This window comes from Pseudomonas sp. QD4, assembly GCF_049199125.1.
GTDB lineage: Bacteria > Pseudomonadota > Gammaproteobacteria > Pseudomonadales > Pseudomonadaceae > Aquipseudomonas.
Genome location: NZ_JBLZOM010000001.1, coordinates 2,165,346 through 2,182,203, shown reverse-complemented (window position 1 = coordinate 2,182,203; position 16,858 = coordinate 2,165,346). Strand labels below are relative to the sequence as shown.

At 54.2% G+C, this 16,858-nt stretch carries 21 protein-coding genes; 7 read left to right on the top strand and 14 right to left on the bottom strand.

From position 1 onward, the window contains the following. Window positions 1-30: 30 nt before the first annotated feature. Complete coding sequence (locus ACOZJV_RS09895) at window positions 31-639, bottom strand: HAD family phosphatase (protein WP_421547502.1); 609 nt, start codon at window positions 637-639, stop codon at window positions 31-33. A gap of 244 nt (window positions 640-883) precedes the next feature. Between ACOZJV_RS09895 and ACOZJV_RS09890 the strand changes: the two genes are divergently transcribed. After that, a complete protein-coding gene (locus tag ACOZJV_RS09890; RefSeq protein ID WP_421547604.1) occupies window positions 884-1,522 on the top strand; it encodes an MlaA family lipoprotein in 639 nt (212 codons plus the stop codon). Window positions 1,523-1,580: 58 nt separating this feature from the next. Here the strand turns inward: ACOZJV_RS09890 and ACOZJV_RS09885 are convergent, their stop codons facing one another. Then, window positions 1,581-1,880, bottom strand: a complete 300-nt coding sequence (locus tag ACOZJV_RS09885; RefSeq protein WP_078471235.1) for a PilZ domain-containing protein — start codon at window positions 1,878-1,880, stop codon at window positions 1,581-1,583. A 275-nt stretch (window positions 1,881-2,155) separates the two neighbouring features. Here ACOZJV_RS09885 and rssB point away from each other — a divergent pair, with 275 nt between their 5' ends. Both rssB and rssC read left to right on the top strand, forming a co-directional pair. Next, window positions 2,156-3,337, top strand: coding sequence for a two-component system response regulator RssB (rssB, locus tag ACOZJV_RS09880; protein ID WP_078471236.1), 1,182 nt, complete (start codon window positions 2,156-2,158; stop codon window positions 3,335-3,337). Next, window positions 3,337-3,819, top strand: coding sequence for an anti-sigma factor antagonist RssC (rssC, locus tag ACOZJV_RS09875; protein WP_068587814.1), 483 nt, complete (start codon window positions 3,337-3,339; stop codon window positions 3,817-3,819). Before rssB ends, rssC begins: the two co-directional genes overlap by 1 nt. A gap of 76 nt (window positions 3,820-3,895) precedes the next feature. Here the strand turns inward: rssC and tal are convergent, their stop codons facing one another. The 4 genes from tal to dusA all read right to left on the bottom strand — a co-directional run bounded on the left by tal (window position 3,896) and on the right by dusA (window position 7,128). Further along, on the bottom strand, window positions 3,896-4,822 hold the full coding sequence (gene tal, locus ACOZJV_RS09870; RefSeq protein WP_421547501.1) for a transaldolase: 927 nt from the start codon (window positions 4,820-4,822) through the stop codon (window positions 3,896-3,898). A gap of 226 nt (window positions 4,823-5,048) precedes the next feature. Continuing rightward, window positions 5,049-5,549, bottom strand: a complete 501-nt coding sequence (locus ACOZJV_RS09865; protein ID WP_421547500.1) for an RES family NAD+ phosphorylase — start codon at window positions 5,547-5,549, stop codon at window positions 5,049-5,051. Next, window positions 5,546-6,016: a type II toxin-antitoxin system Xre/ParS family antitoxin gene (gene parS, locus ACOZJV_RS09860; RefSeq protein WP_078471239.1), complete on the bottom strand. Its 471-nt coding sequence runs from the start codon at window positions 6,014-6,016 to the stop codon at window positions 5,546-5,548. Before parS ends, ACOZJV_RS09865 begins: the two co-directional genes overlap by 4 nt. A gap of 146 nt (window positions 6,017-6,162) precedes the next feature. Next, window positions 6,163-7,128: a tRNA dihydrouridine(20/20a) synthase DusA gene (gene dusA / locus ACOZJV_RS09855; RefSeq protein WP_421547499.1), complete on the bottom strand. Its 966-nt coding sequence runs from the start codon at window positions 7,126-7,128 to the stop codon at window positions 6,163-6,165. Window positions 7,129-7,284: 156 nt separating this feature from the next. On the opposite strand from dusA, the gene ACOZJV_RS09850 reads away from it, so the two are divergent. Further along, on the top strand, window positions 7,285-8,415 hold the full coding sequence (locus tag ACOZJV_RS09850) for a tyrosine-type recombinase/integrase (protein WP_421547498.1): 1,131 nt from the start codon (window positions 7,285-7,287) through the stop codon (window positions 8,413-8,415). 31 nt (window positions 8,416-8,446) lie between these two features. Here the strand turns inward: ACOZJV_RS09850 and ACOZJV_RS09845 are convergent, their stop codons facing one another. The 3 genes from ACOZJV_RS09845 to ACOZJV_RS09835 all read right to left on the bottom strand — a co-directional run bounded on the left by ACOZJV_RS09845 (window position 8,447) and on the right by ACOZJV_RS09835 (window position 10,636). Then, entirely contained in the window at window positions 8,447-8,659 is a 213-nt protein-coding gene (locus ACOZJV_RS09845; RefSeq protein ID WP_307517074.1) for a hypothetical protein, read from the bottom strand. Window positions 8,660-8,681: 22 nt separating this feature from the next. Further along, the gene (locus tag ACOZJV_RS09840; protein WP_421547497.1) at window positions 8,682-8,912 is read right to left on the bottom strand and encodes a hypothetical protein; all 231 of its coding nucleotides are present in this window, start codon (window positions 8,910-8,912) and stop codon (window positions 8,682-8,684) included. 1,226 nt (window positions 8,913-10,138) lie between these two features. After that, window positions 10,139-10,636: a helix-turn-helix domain-containing protein gene (locus ACOZJV_RS09835; RefSeq protein WP_421547496.1), complete on the bottom strand. Its 498-nt coding sequence runs from the start codon at window positions 10,634-10,636 to the stop codon at window positions 10,139-10,141. A 239-nt stretch (window positions 10,637-10,875) separates the two neighbouring features. Between ACOZJV_RS09835 and ACOZJV_RS09830 the strand changes: the two genes are divergently transcribed. The 3 genes from ACOZJV_RS09830 (at window position 10,876) to ACOZJV_RS09820 (ending at window position 12,232) form a co-directional block, all read left to right on the top strand. After that, window positions 10,876-11,271, top strand: coding sequence for a DUF6957 family protein (locus ACOZJV_RS09830; RefSeq protein WP_421547495.1), 396 nt, complete (start codon window positions 10,876-10,878; stop codon window positions 11,269-11,271). A 47-nt stretch (window positions 11,272-11,318) separates the two neighbouring features. Continuing rightward, on the top strand, window positions 11,319-11,762 hold the full coding sequence (locus ACOZJV_RS09825) for a hypothetical protein (protein WP_421547494.1): 444 nt from the start codon (window positions 11,319-11,321) through the stop codon (window positions 11,760-11,762). An 89-nt stretch (window positions 11,763-11,851) separates the two neighbouring features. Then, window positions 11,852-12,232 (top strand): hypothetical protein, encoded by a 381-nt coding sequence (locus ACOZJV_RS09820; RefSeq protein ID WP_421547493.1) that lies wholly within the window; start codon window positions 11,852-11,854, stop codon window positions 12,230-12,232. A 194-nt stretch (window positions 12,233-12,426) separates the two neighbouring features. On the opposite strand, the gene ACOZJV_RS09815 is transcribed toward ACOZJV_RS09820, so the two are convergent. The 5 genes from ACOZJV_RS09815 to ACOZJV_RS09795 form a co-directional block, all read right to left on the bottom strand. Then, window positions 12,427-13,059, bottom strand: coding sequence for a hypothetical protein (locus ACOZJV_RS09815; protein WP_421547492.1), 633 nt, complete (start codon window positions 13,057-13,059; stop codon window positions 12,427-12,429). A 139-nt stretch (window positions 13,060-13,198) separates the two neighbouring features. Further along, window positions 13,199-13,900, bottom strand: a complete 702-nt coding sequence (locus tag ACOZJV_RS09810; protein WP_421547491.1) for a hypothetical protein — start codon at window positions 13,898-13,900, stop codon at window positions 13,199-13,201. A gap of 131 nt (window positions 13,901-14,031) precedes the next feature. Beyond that, the gene (locus ACOZJV_RS09805) at window positions 14,032-14,790 is read right to left on the bottom strand and encodes a hypothetical protein (protein WP_078048987.1); all 759 of its coding nucleotides are present in this window, start codon (window positions 14,788-14,790) and stop codon (window positions 14,032-14,034) included. A gap of 377 nt (window positions 14,791-15,167) precedes the next feature. Beyond that, the gene (locus tag ACOZJV_RS09800; protein ID WP_421547490.1) at window positions 15,168-16,337 is read right to left on the bottom strand and encodes a DUF3800 domain-containing protein; all 1,170 of its coding nucleotides are present in this window, start codon (window positions 16,335-16,337) and stop codon (window positions 15,168-15,170) included. A 61-nt stretch (window positions 16,338-16,398) separates the two neighbouring features. Beyond that, on the bottom strand, window positions 16,399-16,767 hold the full coding sequence (locus ACOZJV_RS09795) for a hypothetical protein (RefSeq protein WP_096143194.1): 369 nt from the start codon (window positions 16,765-16,767) through the stop codon (window positions 16,399-16,401). Between the last annotated feature and the right edge of the window lie 91 nt (window positions 16,768-16,858).

Genomic DNA, 16,858 nt, shown 5'->3' with positions numbered 1-16,858 from the left:
TGCTGCATGATCTCGATCAACGAGGGTATGTCAGGGTTTTTCGCCCTTTTGCCGGCGCAAGCCGATGTCTGCCAGGCAGGTGGAAAGCTCCCCCAGATGGTCGATCACCGAATGCACGCCGAGGCCGAACAACTGCATGGTTGCCCTGCCGCGCTTGAGTTCGCGTTCCTGCTGGCTCAAGGCCTGCCACTCGGCCGGAGCCAGGCCGCATAGCGAGCCGCAGGATGCCAGGCCGATGGTCCAGAGACCGGCGTTCAAACCGGATTGCAGGAGTCGCGGTTCGCCGCTGACCAGCACGCAGCCGTCCAGCCGAGTGACATTCAGCGCCATCAGCGCCTGCCAGCAGGCATCCGGGGCGGGCCATTGGGTGGGGTTGGCGATGGTCGGTTGGATCCACGGCGGCAGCGCCGCCGCCAATTGCTGACTGACATCGCCAGGCAGTTCATCGAGCCAGGCGCAGGGGATTCCTTGATGCTTGAGGTTGCCCAGGGCCTCCAGTGCGCCGGGCGTGGCGTGGCTGTGGGCGCGTTCGGGCGCGCGATGGGTCTGGGCGCCAAAGTCCACCAGGCAACCGCTGAGGCCGAACAACACGGCGGTCAAAGTGGGAGAGGGCAGGGGTAAGGCGTCAGCGTTCGGCATATCAACGTCCTTGAAATAGCCGCAAGGCTAGCGGGCCCTGATGACGGTTGGGTGACAGCCCGGTGAATGGCAAGTCATGCTTGAGGCATCAACTTGGCGTGCGCAATGCTGCCTAAACGTCGCCATCCGTTTTATACTGAGCCGCTTAACGCCAGGGCATAGCCCCCGCGACAGAACAATCCAAGGAGTTTCTGCTATGCGCTGGAGCAGTCATCTAGTTCAGCTATGCGTGTGTGCCGGTGTGATGTTGGTGCCGTTTGCGGCCCAGGCCGCTGAAGATGATCCATGGGAAAGCATCAACCGCCCGATCTTCACCTTCAACGATAAACTCGACACCTATGCCCTCAAGCCACTGGCTCAAGGCTACCAGGCGATTACCCCGCAGTTTCTGGAAGATGGTATTCACAACTTCTTCCGCAATATCGGTGACGTAGGCAACCTGGCCAACGACCTCCTTCAGGTCAAGCCGCGCGCGGCCGGCGTCGACACCGCACGCCTGCTCATGAACACCACCTTGGGTCTGGCCGGGTTTTTCGATGTCGGCACCAAGATGGGCCTGCAGCGCAACGACGAAGACTTCGGCCAGACCCTTGGTTACTGGGGCATGCCTAGCGGCCCATACGTGATGCTGCCGTTCTTCGGGCCCAGCACTGTGCGTGACGCGCCGGCCAAGTATGTGGACAGCTACACCGAACCTTACCGCTACATGAATGACATTCCGGCGCGCAATATGGCGATCGGCCTGGATATCATCGATACGCGCGCCAGCCTGCTGTCGGCCGAGAAGCTGATCAACGGCGACAAGTACACCTTTATTCGCAATGCCTACCTGCAGAACCGCGAATTCAAGGTCAAGGATGGCCAGGTTGAAGACGACTTTTAATCTTCGGCGTTAAATGAAAAAAGGCGGCCATTGGGCCGCCTTTTTCGTGGGCGAGGGTTCAGTTCATCTTAAGGATTGTAAGGCCAAGTTTCTGAGTGTGGTCCTGAAGCTCGGTGACCCAGACCACTTCGGTCTCTGCTTCCAGCCCTCTGAGCGCTGTATGCTCGGAGTCGATACGCACGCTGAGCCGATCACCGACCTTGAACGAGCGTGTCGCCTGAACCTGCATCCCGCTGCTGGAAAGGTCGATACAGACGGCTGGAATCACTTGCCCCTGATGAATCAGCGTGACCTCTGCATCCACGCGCATGCGAATGTAATCGCGCTTTTCACTGTAGTCCCGTTCGTTTTGGCTCATGGGTTCCGTCCTGCGATTACGTTGCGGTTTTGCCTGTTTTTATAACTCCCGGTGATTTGCGGTGTAAAGACGCCAGGCGACCATCGGCGTGAGCTTGAAACGCCCCGCGGATGGGAGTACCGTCTGCGCCTTAGAAGGGCACCTCTGTTGGACGAGCGTGCAGGGCTCCGAGCCTTGGCTCCAACTCCAGAGTGGCTAGAAAGCGAATCCAGTAGTGTGCGCCGGGTCTCAGCCTCGCCGCCTACGCCAACCTAATTCTGGCGCCGTTTGCCCACATGCAAAAAACCAGTGCCACGCTGCTGATAATCGATGACGACGAAGTAGTGCGCGCGAGCCTCGCGGCCTATTTGGAAGACAGTGGCTTCAGCGTCCTTCAGGCCGGCAACGGCCAGCAGGGTCTTCAGGTATTCGAGCAAGAGAAGCCCGACTTGGTGATCTGCGATCTGCGCATGCCGCAGATGGGCGGCCTCGAACTTATCCGTCAGGTAACCGACATAGCACCTCAAACGCCGGTGATCGTGGTATCGGGTGCGGGCGTGATGAATGACGCGGTCGAAGCATTGCGTCTTGGTGCGGCGGATTACCTGATCAAACCGTTGGAAGATCTGGCAGTGCTCGAGCACTCGGTGCGTCGGGCCCTGGATCGTGCGCGGTTGCTGCTTGAAAACCAGCGTTACCGCGAGAAGCTTGAAGCCGCCAACCGCGAGCTTGAAGCCAGCCTGAATTTGTTGCAGGAAGATCAGAATGCCGGGCGCCAGGTGCAGATGAATATGCTGCCGGTTAGCCCCTGGTCGATTGATGAGTTCAACTTCGCCCATCAGATCATCCCGTCGTTGTACCTGTCGGGGGATTTTGTCGACTACTTCAGGGTCGACGAGCGCCGGGTTGCTTTCTACCTGGCGGACGTTTCCGGTCATGGCGCCTCGTCAGCATTCGTTACTGTCCTGTTGAAGTTCATGACCACGCGCTTGTTGTTCGAGTCCAAGCGCAATGGCACATTGCCAGAATTCAAGCCTTCGGAAGTCCTTGGCCATATCAACCGTGGCCTGATCAGCTGTAAGCTGGGTAAACACGTCACTATGGTCGGTGGAGTCATCGACGAGGAGACCGGTTTGTTGACCTATAGCATTGGCGGACACCTGCCATTGCCTGTGTTGTACACGCCAAGCAGTGTGCGTTACCTGGAAGGGCGCGGTCTGCCGGTAGGCTTGTTCACTGAAGCCACCTATGAAGACCACATCCTGGAATTGCCGCCGACCTTCAGCCTGACGCTGATGTCTGATGGCATTCTGGACCTTTTGCCAGAACCCACACTCAAAGAGAAAGAAGCCGCCTTGCCTGAACGGGTAAGAACGGCAGGCGGCAGCCTGGATGGTCTGCGGCAGGTTTTTGGATTGGCCACGCTAGGGGAGATGCCGGATGATATCGCCCTGTTGGTGTTGAGCAGGAATCTTTAATGAGTACCGGTAGAATCCAGTTCGCCGAGCAGGACGGCACCTTTGTCCTGAAGTTCGTCGGTGAAGTACGCCTGACCCTGTGTTCGGCGTTGGATGCGACTATTGAGCGGATTTTCACGGCGCTGAACTTCTCGGCCATCGTGATCGATCTGACCGAAACCCGCAGCATCGACAGCACCACCCTTGGCCTGCTGGCCAAATTGTCGATCCTGTCGCGGCAGAAGGTCGGTCTGTTGCCGACGGTCGTCACCACCCACGAAGACATCACCCGTCTGTTGCAGTCGATGGGCTTCGATCAGGTGTTCAACATCGTTGATCGTCCGATTCCCTGCCCGGAATGCCTGACTGATCTGCCGTCTCAGGATCAGTCGGAAGAAGTGGTGCGGATCAAGGTGCTGGAAGCGCACAAGATCCTCATGGGGCTCAACGACTCCAACCGCGAAGCCTTTCACGACCTAGTGAATGCGTTGGAGCGTCACTGATCGATTAAGGCGCCAGGCGCATAAAAAAGGGCGAACCCTCACGGGTTCGCCCTTTTTTGCTTGGGCGTGGATCAGTTCACAGCTTGGCGGCCAGCAGGGCTTCCAGTTTCTCCTGGTCGCGGGCGAACTGGCGAATGCCTTCGGCGAGTTTCTCTGTGGCCATGGCATCCTCGTTCGAGGCCCAGCGGAACTGCGACTCAGTCAAGCTCTGGCGGGCTTCGCCTGCTGCGCCTGGGGCCAGTTTGCGTTCCAGCTTGCCGTTGTCGGCAGCCAGTTTCTCGATCAGGTCCGGGCTGATGGTCAGGCGATCACAGCCGGCCAGTTGCTCGATCTGGTTCAGGTTACGGAAGCTGGCGCCCATGACCACGGTCTTGTAGTCGTTGGCTTTGTAGTAGTTGTAGATACGGGTTACCGACTGCACACCCGGATCGTCGGAACCGCTGTAGTCGGTGCCGTTGGCTTTCTTGTACCAGTCGTAGATGCGGCCTACGAAGGGGGAAATCAGGAACACCCCGGCTTCGGCGCAGGCGACGGCCTGGGCGAAGGAGAACAGCAGGGTCAAGTTGGTCTGGATACCTTCGCGCTCCAGCTTCTCGGCGGCGCGGATACCTTCCCAGGTGGAGGCGATCTTGATCAGCACGCGATCGTGGCCAATCCCGGCTTTTTCATACAGCCCGATCAGGCGATGGGCGCGTTCCAGCATGGCATCAGTGTCGAACGACAGGCGTGCGTCCACTTCGGTAGAAATGCGCCCCGGAATCACTTTCAGGATTTCCTGGCCGACAGCAACGGCAAAGCGGTCGCTGGCCAGGCCCACATCGCCCTTGCAGTCGCTGACGCAGGCGTTGAGCAGTTCGGCATAACCTGGGATGGCCGCAGCCTTGAGCAGCAGCGAAGGGTTGGTGGTGGCATCCACCGGCTTGACCCGGGCAATGGCTTCGAAGTCGCCGGTATCGGCAACGACGGTAGTGATCTGTTTGAGTTGTTCCAGCTTGGAAGTCATGGGCGTGCTCTGTCCTGTGGGTCTGGTGACATTACCCGAGCGCTGACAGCGGCTCAAGGGCGCATAGGCGTATCGTCGGCTGCAGGGGCAACTCCCTGAGAACAGGCGTTTGAATGCGCAGGCGCTATGCGCTAACTACGATGCCAAAATAGCCGACAGGTTCCGGGTAATTGATCGAAGGCGGTCGCGTGGAGTGATGGCGGCCGCTCTGCTTGGGCGCAAATGGTCAGTGGGGCGGTGGATTGAGGCGGGTATCCAGGGCAAAGCGTTCTTGCTGGACCACTTCGTACAGCCCCTGGGCCAGTTGCGGGTTCATGACGATGTTCCAGCTGTGTCGGGACACCGTCGAAGGAATCAGGATAAACGGATGGCGCTCCAGCAGTTCGTCACCAAACTTCTGTTGTCCCAGGCTGGGAGTTCCGGGTATCAGCCAATTGGGGTTGGCAATCTGGCTTGGCACAATCCGTGGGACTCGGGAAGGATCGAGGATACGCGCTGCGGTCAGCACATGGGGGACACAATCAAGGGCGCGGAAGCCTTTATGCACGGCTACTTCGAGGATGGCGGTGGAAGGATCGGCAGAGCCATACACCGCTTTGACCCCTTTGGAGTTCCAGCGACCGCCGCCCAGCTCCGCACCGATGCCGCTGAACCAGGTGGCGGCGTGTTCCGAGCGGTCGAGTCGCCAGAAGTACAGTTCGGTCGGCGCGAGTGGGGCAGGACTCAAGAATAAACCCCGTAGTCCATGCGGGTCAGGAAATCATCGACCAGCTCGAAGCCGACTTGGGTGGTCAGCAAATCGATGGGCGCACGGTTTTCCAGGCCCAGTGCGGGTGTGACCATCCAGTTCGCCGCTTCCTGAAGGTCGCCCAGCACACCCTCGGCCTTGCTCAACACCTTGGCCAGGCGCCAGGCACTGCTGCTTTGTTCCGAAGTGAGAGGCTCTGGATTCTTGATCCGCCGCTGCACGGTTCGCTCCGACAGGCCGATGATTTTGCCGAACACCTGCTTGTCCTTGAAGCGCGTGACCGACTGCACAAAGTTGATCACCGCGTCCGACGGAAAGCCTTTTTCAATCAGCTCATGCACCTCAAAGGCGTCATGGGCGCGAGGAGGCCGGTTGCCGAACAGCAGTTGCAGGGGCTTGGTCGGGTCTTGGGACTGGTAGTGATGGGTTTCGCTTTGAGCGGCCATGGAATCACCTCTTTTTGCCATCTGGCGAAAGTATACTGCCAAGTGGCGAAGCTGGCGAATGCTTGCCCTGGCTTTACGCCGAACGGAAAAAGCACCATGCGACTGGCCTGGCGGTATTTGGGCAATCGCAGCAAATAGCGTCTGGCTCAACGCCCTTCCAGCAATAACCCTGCCTGATCCAGCAACGCCAAAGGGTCCTTGGCCTTGTGGATATCCACCGACAACAACTGGCGGAATTTACGCGCCCCCGGAAACCCGGTGCCCAAGCCCAGCACATGCCGGGTGATATGGTGCATCGCGCCGCCCGCAGCCAGGTGTTCGGCTATGTAGGGGCGAAGTTGGGCCAGCGCCTCGGCGCGGGAAATCACCGGCTCTGTGCTGTCAAACAACTGCTGGTCCACTTCGGCCAGCAGGTAGGGGTTGTGATAGGCCTCACGCCCCAGCATCACCCCATCGAAGGTCTGCAAATGCTCGTGACAGGCCTCGAGGGTCTTGATTCCGCCATTGAGGATAATCTCCAGCTCCGGGAAATCCTCCTTCAACCGCGCGGCAACGTCATAGCGCAGTGGCGGAATATCGCGATTCTCTTTGGGCGAAAGCCCCTCCAGAATCGCAATCCGGGCATGCACGGTAAAACTGGTGCAACCCGCATCCCGCACCTGGCCAACGAAATCACACAGCTCTTCATAACTGTCACGACCATTGATTCCGATGCGGTGCTTCACCGTCACCGGAATCGTCACCGCATCGCGCATTGCCTTCACGCAGTCAGCCACCAGTCCCGGGTGCGCCATCAGGCACGCACCGATCATATTGTTCTGCACCCGATCACTGGGGCAGCCCACATTCAAATTCACCTCGTCGTAACCATGCTCCTGCGCCATCCGCGCGCAAGCCGCCAAATCCGCCGGTGTACTGCCACCCAGCTGCAAAGCCAGGGGGTGCTCGGACGGGTTATGACGCAGAAACCGCTCGTGATCGCCATTGAGCAGCGCACCGGTGGTGACCATCTCGGTGTAGAGCAGGGCATGTTTGGACAGAATGCGCAGGAAGTAGCGGCAGTGGCGGTCGGTCCAATCCATCATCGGGGCTACACTAAATTTACGATTCATAAAGCCTTGTATTTAAAGGTCTCCAGCATATTTTAGTGCTATCCTGCGTGTGCATTTCAGGCCCAAAATGACGGTTTTGGTACACCTGGGGTACACGCCGTGTGCAAAAAGGTATGCATCGGGGTACGGGTTAATGAACATTGAGTGAACACAAGTATGGCTTCGATACACCAGCTCCCCAGTGGCAAATGGCGCGCCCTCATTCGGAAAAAGGGCATCACCCCGATCAGCGCAACGTTCGTGACCGAAAAGCTTGCGAAGACATTCGCGAAGGAGAAGGAGCGTCAGCTTGAAGAGATCAAGGCTACAGGCAGGACGGCGGCCCCCAAGGGTTCAACTGTCGCTCATTATATCGATGACTACCTCGATTACATACAGCGTGGGCGAACCCTTCAGCGGAGCGCGCTGTTTATCTACAAGGCGTTGAAGAAAAGATTTGGCAAAATCGGCATCGAACGGCTTTCGAAGAGCCACCTGGATTCGTTCATCAATGATCGGAAAAAGGAGGGCGTACAGGGCCAGACTATCGCCGGTGATCTCTCCCTGCTGTCATCTGTCCTTCGCTATTGCTATGACAGTAAGCACCTAGATGTAGATCCCGACCTTGCAGACAAAGCTCGGAAAAGCCTCAAGACCAATCACAAAATGAGGATCAAAAGCCGAGAGGTTGAATGCTTGCCGACTCAGTCAGAAGTTGACGCCATTATTGCGGCCTACGCCAACAAAAAGCGCCAAAAGATCGACATGCCCCAGGTCATCAAATTCGGACTTTTCACCTCCATGCGACAGTCGGAAATCTGTGGGATCAGAATTGAAGATTTAGACATGGAAAATAAAACTGTCATCATTCGTGACCGTAAGCATCCGAGTGACAAAGAGGGTAACGATGAGACAGTTGCATTGCTTCCATCTGCCTGGCAGATAGTCGAAACGGTCATTGGGAGTCGCCAGTCAGGCTGCATTTTTCCCTACAATCCCAAGTCTGTGTCTACCGCGTTCACTCGTGCAAGGGCAGTTGCGGGAGTGACACGTCCGGTTCGATTCCACGACCTAAGGCATAAAGCAATTACCGACTTCTTTGGCCTTGGCCTTAACGTACCCCAGGTCGCTTCAATGAGTGGCCATCGCGACTGGCAAACACTGAAGCGCTATACACACGTCAAAGCGACTGATGTTCATGCAGCTTACAATGCTCTAAATCTCAAACAGGGAGATTTGAAAAATGTCGACAGCCAGCTCGCTCTGATCTTGCAGAAGCTCGGTGATATGAATGGCGCCCCGGCATAAAAAACAAGGGGGCCATCTGGCCCCCTTTTTTTTAAATGCAGCGCCTGATAAAGTCGTCAGAATCTGTTTCCATCAAACTACCAATGAACTCCATCACAGCGTTTTTTGGATATAAGTAAGCAGAGCCGAAGCGTATAGGTTTCGGGCCTCTGCCGTGTTTTCTCCAGTAAGCAAGGGTCTCAAGAGTTACCTTGGCAAGCTCGCTGATGTCCTCGGCGGTGTAGCAGTTGATCTCGTCTGCCATTTTGCTTCTCAAGTTACTGGCGTCAATCATTAGATGCAGGCTTTTTCTGAGTGCTGCCGAAATCATTAACCCTAGTGATCAGGACAGTTCTTTTTCTCTCATTAGCACTGCAGAGGTGATTTTTTTCATCAGTGTGTGCTTGCTCAATAAAGTTCCTGAACAAGTCTTCCAGGCGTAGTTTTGAAAAATTTAAGATTTGCGCGTTTTCTTTTTCAACGACATGGCCTGTGCCCTGAGCGATTTTTTTTTGCATATCAACATCTCGGAAGTGCTCGCCATCATGACCGTCAGCACCCCCATTTTTTCTGAAGCCCGGTGTCGTACCTGCGGCCTGTCAATACATGAGAAATGTTTTTTGTCTGGGCGTCAAGGAGCATTCCGTATTATTTAAACGGTATGCCTAGGGCATACTCTTAACTATGAGGATGTTGAAATCTATACTGAGATAATAGAGATCTAATCGTTGATGGTAAAGTTGTCGTCGGCAAAGTTTTTTTGGGTCGGGCGGCATATCCGTAGTAACTGCGCGTAGGGACGCAGTCTTAGAATGTAAGTTACAAAGTAAAAAAATGAGCATTGCCACTATAAAACAAAGTTTGCAGCGCTCGGCTAATTGCTTTGCTACCTTGGGTTAACGATCTAGCCAAGAATCAATTTTATTTGGCTTAGTGGTGGCTAGGTGAGGTTTACATATGTAACGTGTTCGCAAATATAGGTTGATTCGGGAAATCTATCTAACCATCCATCCGGCGTTGCTGAGAGAAACCTCGAGCCACTGAGGCGGTGTTTATTTATCAACGGCGACTCAGCGGTGAGCTGTATATCACAGAGAAAATTTCTCGTCCTTGATGCTGGGGATAGTTACGAAGGCTCGGGGCGAAATAATGCCTCTTGCTGATTCGCTGGATTTTTCGATTTTCGATCACGCAGAGCCTCGGATTTACCAAAAAAAGTAAGTGAAAAGCTTAGCTTTTGATGGCAAAAAGGAGCCGGGGCCTTCGGCCCCAAATGGGCGAGTAGTTATGAGGGTGCGGAGGCGCAACCCTAAACGATGTCATTTTGTTGAAAATGAGCTCAAGAAGCCTATAGATCGAAGGATCAGATTTGAAAAGCAACCAGCAAACACGACGGTTTTTAGAACATGAAACTGGGGAGGCCCAGGCAATGCTGCTTTTCTTTTGAGTTCAAAATATAGATCTCCGGTTTTGAAAAACGAATTCAAGGGCAGAGATTTCATGATGTCGAAAAAAAAGATATTAATGTCGCATTTATGTAAATATTGAATCAATATCTGGCACCATCGCTTATGAGGTTCGCGTGCGCAGGGGGGGCTGTGGATTAAGCCGGAAATAAGGTTATCCAGTGATCGAAGCTATTTGGCGGCAAACCGATCTTTCCGCTTGGCCTCGAGTTGTCGTGTAGGCCAATCTCAACGCACCGCCCCCTCTGAGAGCACCTGCGTCAATCCAGCATTGTCCTCTAACAATCAGCTCTAGATTCGGTAGCGTTAATCCTCTTCCAATATCGATGCACAGTCGATAGAGCTAGCCCCGTCTCCCGCGCAATTTGCGATTGATTCATTCCAGCAGTCTTAAGCTCGCGAACGACGCTTTCGCTTCCCTTGTTCTGAGGCTTTCCAGGCTTACGGGGGGCAATCGCTCCATCAGTGAGCTGTTCAGCAAGAATTCCAAGACCTCCTTCTTTCTCAAACGCTTGCAGCTGCTTTAAAGCAGCATCAATAAGGACAGGGTAGGGGGTGTCCTGCTGTTGGGACATACAAAGAGCTAGGAGGGCTAGAGGGTTTATTCGAAGGCCCTCAGCAAGGCTCTCGAACTTCTCAAGAGTAATACTTGTTTCGCCTCGCTCGAGGGCGCTGAGTTTGGATTTCGCGGAGGCGTCAGAAAGGTCTTCGTGCCGAAGTTGACGCTGCTTACGCAGTGCTCGGATGGCGCCCGCGAGTGCGATTCTAAGCTGCATGGCTCACTCAAAAGTCAGGATATAGCCACACAGGAGGGTTTCCGTTAAATACCAGAATGAGGTAGTATTGCGCATGCAGCGGTCAGGACGGCCCATTGCGAAGCTTCCGTAAGCTCGTTTTGGCAATTTGTGGGAATTAGATGAGAGCGTTTCGCTCGGCATGAAGACCGGCGCGCTGACTTTCCAGCAAGCCTCTGCTGAGCAGGCGTCTTACTCGTAGAATATTTCGGAGGCTGTACATGGTTGGAGTGATCGATACAGGGCTTTTCGGAGACCCTGGAGCCTGTTTAGTTGGCTCAGAAGTTAGCCTCCAAGACGCGATGTCTGCAGCCAGAAAGCGCTACAAATGGATGCCCCTCTGCGCCGTCGAGGAATGGATCATCCTAGACGCCATCGTCACCGACGAAGAGCGAGCTAAAGTAGCCGCCGCAGGCTGCCAACCAATGTTTATGTTTGCGCACAAGGTCGTGGATGACGAGCAGAGACGTTTTGAACCTGGCCACTGGGTCAGGTCGAGTATGGGCACTGCGTTCAACGACGGCTTTCTGTTCGAAACTCGGAATAGCGTCTATGTGCTGCTCGGGCCGGGTCATCGCAAATCAGCAACCATCAAAGAGATCTTCTCTCTATTTTGAATTAACCAACCGGGCTGCTTTGCGTCCGCAGAAAACTGAGGCACCTGATGTTCAGAACCGAAGACTCAGACGCTATTGGCGTTCCGGGATTGTTTGGCGAAGGCTTGATGCACTGGCAGGGCGTGTCACGGGTGCTCAGATCGCACTGGTATCACTTGACCGTTCGAATCAGCGAGCAGAGTCGAAGCACTGAGTTCACGCGAATGATCGAAGGTGAGCACAGGCTGCAGCAAATGCTTGTGCAGCAAAATGCAGGGGAAGTGATAGTCGACGTGCAAGTGGTCACCCCGCCTTGGATGAATAACTGCGATGGCTGGCGTATGGATCGTGTCGTTAAGGTGACAGTCGGTGATGATAACGACTTTGAAGTCAGTCTGATGGAGGTGGAAAGTGGAGCCGTTTACCACAACTCACACCGCCCAGGTTTTCAAATTCAGTTACTACAGAACTGCCGGCTAATTTTTCTCGAAACCATGATTCGATCAGCCTGAAATTTACCAGTAATCCCCCACGATACCAGCGCGTCTGGTCGCGTGTGCAATTCTTGATAACTCCATACAGACCGCAACCGGAGCCCACAATGCTCGACACCCTAGATGTGAATTTCCACGGAAAGCGCCATACAGATTTCGATCTCAAACGAATCATTAAAGCTCAGGAGCAAGGCTTTGATGTGCCGGTGACGGCTTACCTTTGCGGTGTTTCCATCAGGTCGCGCGCAGGCATCGGGGTTTTTTTTGGCCACAAGCGTAAAGACCAGTATGGGCGGTTTGGTGACGGCCATCTGATCAGGACTTCTGATGTGGTCAAAGTCGAGCGTGAAGGGCGATTTTGGGTGATGACGACCGAGAATTCTCGCTATGTACTCGCCACGTTTCAGCGAGGTAATGGTCGTTCGAGCCTGCGAGAGTTCTTGCGCCTCTCTCGAACGCTCCATCCAACACCTCGGGTTCTGCAGTGATTTTCCGTCGGTCTATCGGCAATACATTTTCCTACCCAACCTGATTTTCGCGGGATGTAAACACCACCTCAAATTCGTAGCCGTTAGATCTATGAATTATACCCTACGGAGCCTTTCTACAGGGCTCGTTTGCCAGCAATGTCAGGGACTGAGAATTATCCCGCGAGGTATTTTCTTTGCCATATAGCGAGCATCTATATTGTTAGGCGCCGGCGCTCGTTGCCGTTGATTACATGGCACGGTTTGCACAACGCTTGGAGAGTTGCGGTCTGGTGAGCGTCATGGAGGAGCTGTAAAGCAGAGTGTCCTGTCGGCAATGAGAACGGCTCTTTGTCCAGCCAGTCAAAGCGGGAAAATATTTCCTCAAGCTGGGAAGTGCTGAGCGTCTGAATGATCTGGGCGACCATAACTTTGAACTCGGGGGCCACATGGTCAACTTCGGTCGTCGGACTGTTCTTGCATCGTTCGCATAAAGGATGCATCGCTTTGTAGCTAGAAATTATAGGATGCGCAGCATCCCGGAGTGCGCGATCCAGCCAAGCCATTTCGTCTCGAGGGTTGATGCATTGCGTCCATGAGACTCCGTGCCAGCCATGACCCGGAAAGTAGCCTTGGAAATCGTAAACTGCTCCTGGGCGGGGTAGCTTTCGAAAGCGGGTAGGGCGCAGATCTTGCGCTGCACAGTGGTAATGTTTCTGATGAATTAGGTCGGCGATGATGGAGGACTCATACTCTTGTCCGAAATTGACCTCCGCGATCCTCCCCTGGATCATCTCTTTCAGTTGCGTCTTCGTCATTCCCTGGAAGAACTCTTTGCCTCGACTCATTGTAATTCCTTGAGTACGGTGTATTCGAGCAGTGCAGCGAGTAGCCAGTCACCGGGATAAGGGGCTTGCAATGGTGGTCGGCCCAGAGCGCGAACGGTAGTTGTGAGGCTCGTTGGCCACCCGTCAAGGCAAGGTTCGATCAACCACCTGCGTGAGCAGGGCACAATTGGTCTGATAGCGAGTCATCGTCTCTACACGCAAGCCTCACTGCCTCGGCGACACTGAGAGCGCGGGTAGGTATCCAAAGATTATCCATGACCAGATACCTCTGTTGTGTGACTTGATTGCGCAGCTTGAGGGCTTTCAAAATGTCATCAATGACTTTCAACGTAGCGTTTGCAGGCTCTGTCTCGAACGTGATGTCGAACACCGCCGCATCCAACTGCAGGTGGTTTTTGCTGTTCGTCGGAGGCATGATAAACGGGGTGACTTTATCAGCAGGTAAAATCCACCCGTTCAGTTCGTCGAACTCAGTCACTGGAATCCAGCCACTGTTGCCACCTGGAAGCTCGTACCCCCCTGAGCCGGAAGCTTTAGCGACAACTGTGCGAGTGGCATGGGCAATGGGCTTCTGCGGTGGGTAATCTACTTTGAAACGCTTAACGATTTGGTCTGCTGGACTATCGTTTCTTAGGTCGAAGTCGTAATAGCGGCCATGTGGTTTAACGAACGATAGCGTTACGTCTCCTACCAAAAAATTGTAGGCTGTGGTCATCAGCAAACTGAAAAGTCCAAGCGATGCCAGAGCAGCGAAAGCTTTGGTAAACCATCGTTTTGGGCGACCATAAGGGGCTGGTCGTTTGAACGATTTTGGTGTTTTTGCCGTGCGTCGATTTGCCAAGATTTCAAATCCATTACTGGGTGAGTTTCATCCCTGTTGCCTCAAGCGCGAGGCGCGCTCGCGGTATTGAGATGAAAGTCTATCAGCTGGGTCGCGAGAAGCTAGGTTGCCGGCTTTCACTGCACGTGGAGTCAACGAGCTGCTTTCCTTTTTGTCATGAAATCTATCAGATCTTTAACTACGACATTAGCGGCGTTGTCACTTGATAGCTCGGAGGCTCGTATCCTTCTGACCTCAACGCCTTCCCACGTCAAAGGAACCAAGCGCTTATCAGCATCGGCAGGCGATTCGCGATGATAGGTATCTCCGTCGACCTCAATAATGAAAGTCAGACCTTTGAACACCACTACGAAATCGGGCTCGAGACGATTGTAGGCTTTGCCTATCCGTACGAAGACTGGAAGCGGAGCGACTGCGAGCTGTGCTCGTGTCATTGCTGTGAACAGAGTGACCTCAGCCTGAGAGCGAAATAGAAGCCCCTGATGTTCCCTCGAGGCAATATTGTCGCTTCGTACTCGTCCCTGGTTGGTGACACCTTCACCTTTCACATATCGGATAGCTTCTTCTCGCCAATTTTCGCAGGCTTCCCCAATACGTGGGGCAATGGTCACCCCGTTTAAGGCCTCGTCATGAAGGGTTGAGTAGAACGGGGTCACTACGTCATAAATCGCTTTACTGGTAGCTTCGCGTTCTACATCTGTCATGGCGTAGTACAGGGGGATAGGAAGAGCCACCATGAGCTGCCAATAATTGACACCGAAATCGGTGTTGATCAACTCAGCTGTGCATTCGCCTGATACCAAAACGGCAATTGCACGAGCATCTCCCAGCAGTTTGAATGCCTCGACCGCCCCTGCTGCCAGATCTTCCATGTTGAACGGTGAAAACATCAGGTGCCTCCTAGCCTATGACGAAAAGGTGAGCGTCTCGCCTGCAGAACTTTAGGTTGATTCATTACGGTATAGCTCCCCCAAGGGTTTTAGCCTTTCCACGCATGCAGCGAGCAGGTTTGATGCCTAGCAACGTGGTTGACGAACTCGCCGTGCTGAGTTCTTCGCTCGTCCCATCGCTTCTTTGAACTCCTGGGTCGAGGGCGTAGCTCAGAGGTAGTCAGCACGAGCCTATGCTTCGCCCTCGAAACGCCAACGAAGAAAACGCATCGCTCTTCTGCAAGCTTGCCCCAGAAGGCCTGTGTTTCAACTCCAAGGAGGATTGCCTATGCTACCGAGTGTTGCAGGCTCGTTATGTTCAGATCTTTTTCTAGATATCAGTCATCCGCAAATGGCTCAAGCGCGGCAAGCAGCCTGGCTAGCTCAGTAAGGTTGGCAGAGACGATGTCATATTCTCCTCGACTGCTCAGCCGATACACATCGCGCGCTTTTTTAACGCGTTCGAGAAGAGGAACGACGATGCCGGATGCCCGCTCTAAGAAGTCGTTGATGTCTGCACGCGTCTGGGGAATTTTGTAGCCCTTCGCCGCACTTGTGATGATGACGTCCGCATCGCGTAGTTTGGCAATGCCGCTGGAACGGATTCTCTGGCCGTTGACCTCTCCCAGTCCGCTGCCTTTTAGATGGGCCATGATCTCCGTAGTCAGTACGTAGTCCTTGGTGACAAATTCGCTCTGGAATCTCAAGAACCGCAAGATGCTTAGCTGCAGTCGCTCATCTTCATCGGGGTGGTCACCAACCCGCTCGCTAAAGCGGTCGGCCTGGCGGAGAGCCTCCTGGTGTACCTGGTAGTCAGCATATCCAGACTCATTCGTAGGCGGTGGCAGAAGAGACTGGTACTTGGATGGCCACTCAAGCATTCCAAGAGTCAGGCTGCGGAGGATTTTCTTGTAGGCAAGAACTGCTTCTTCCGAAGCTTTCTCTTCGTAGATCTGAGCGACTGAACCAGCGAAAAAATCTGCAACCTGAACCAAAACGTTGTCCTTGCTGGCCATCGTCTGGAAGGCATCTTTATCGCCAAATAGGTCGTCCACGAATCGTTCTGCAACGTAGCTTTTGAGGCTCTGCTGAAATTCCTGGCCACCATGCTCGTCTACGATCATCTGGAGGTCAGGGTATGCGCGGAACAAACGTTCATAGAGCAACCCGTTCACGTATTTTATGAACGAGGTCTTGATACGGAGGCCGCCGTCTTTGTGAACTCTGGACTTATCAACGACGGTGTAATAGAGCTTGAATGGCAGCTCAGCTAGCTCGTTGAGGATTCGGGCACGGCGATCTGAATCTTTGGGCTTCAGATTGCTGGATTTGATCTCACCTGTTTGAAAATGACGCATGCGGAGTGCTTCAGCTTGGGCATAAGCAGCTTCCAGGTCTTTCTCTGCCACCAGAATGGAGCACACGATGAAAAAGCCCGAGCTTCCTCCCTTTGACGTATCAATGTCGGAATTCCCGGACTCATCCACGAAGGCATATGTTCTGTCCATGATCTTGCTCCATCAAAAACGTACTGAGCGCGGTGGGTCGCCCAATGGCAAGGTGGCGAACTTAGTTCGTCGCAGTGGTAGTGCCTGGAGCGGGGCCTTCGCTGAACGTGTAATTGATTACCACGTCATTGCGGATCAAGACGTCGAGGGTTTTCTGAGTGCCCGTAGTCGTTACCTTCATGGTGACCACGTAGCTTTGGGCGTGGGCTGAGCCATTGGTGTAGGTGTAGATCCACTTTTCGTCAGTCTCGCTGACAGCACTCTTGGCGTAGGGCTCACCAAACAGGGACTTCAACTCAGTAGTCGTCGTTTTGCCTTTGGTGATGCTCGCTACACTGGCCGACGGAAAGTCTCGTCCTGCGGTGTAGTGCGATGTAGCGCAACCACCAAGTGCGACACACATCCCCATGACTGCGATGAGCTTTTTCATATCCTTCCTTGATCGTAGAAAGCCCCAAATCTAGCTGGCATCAAGGCTAAAAGCCATCGCAACCTTGACCACCTTTATTTGCGCTCGCTGA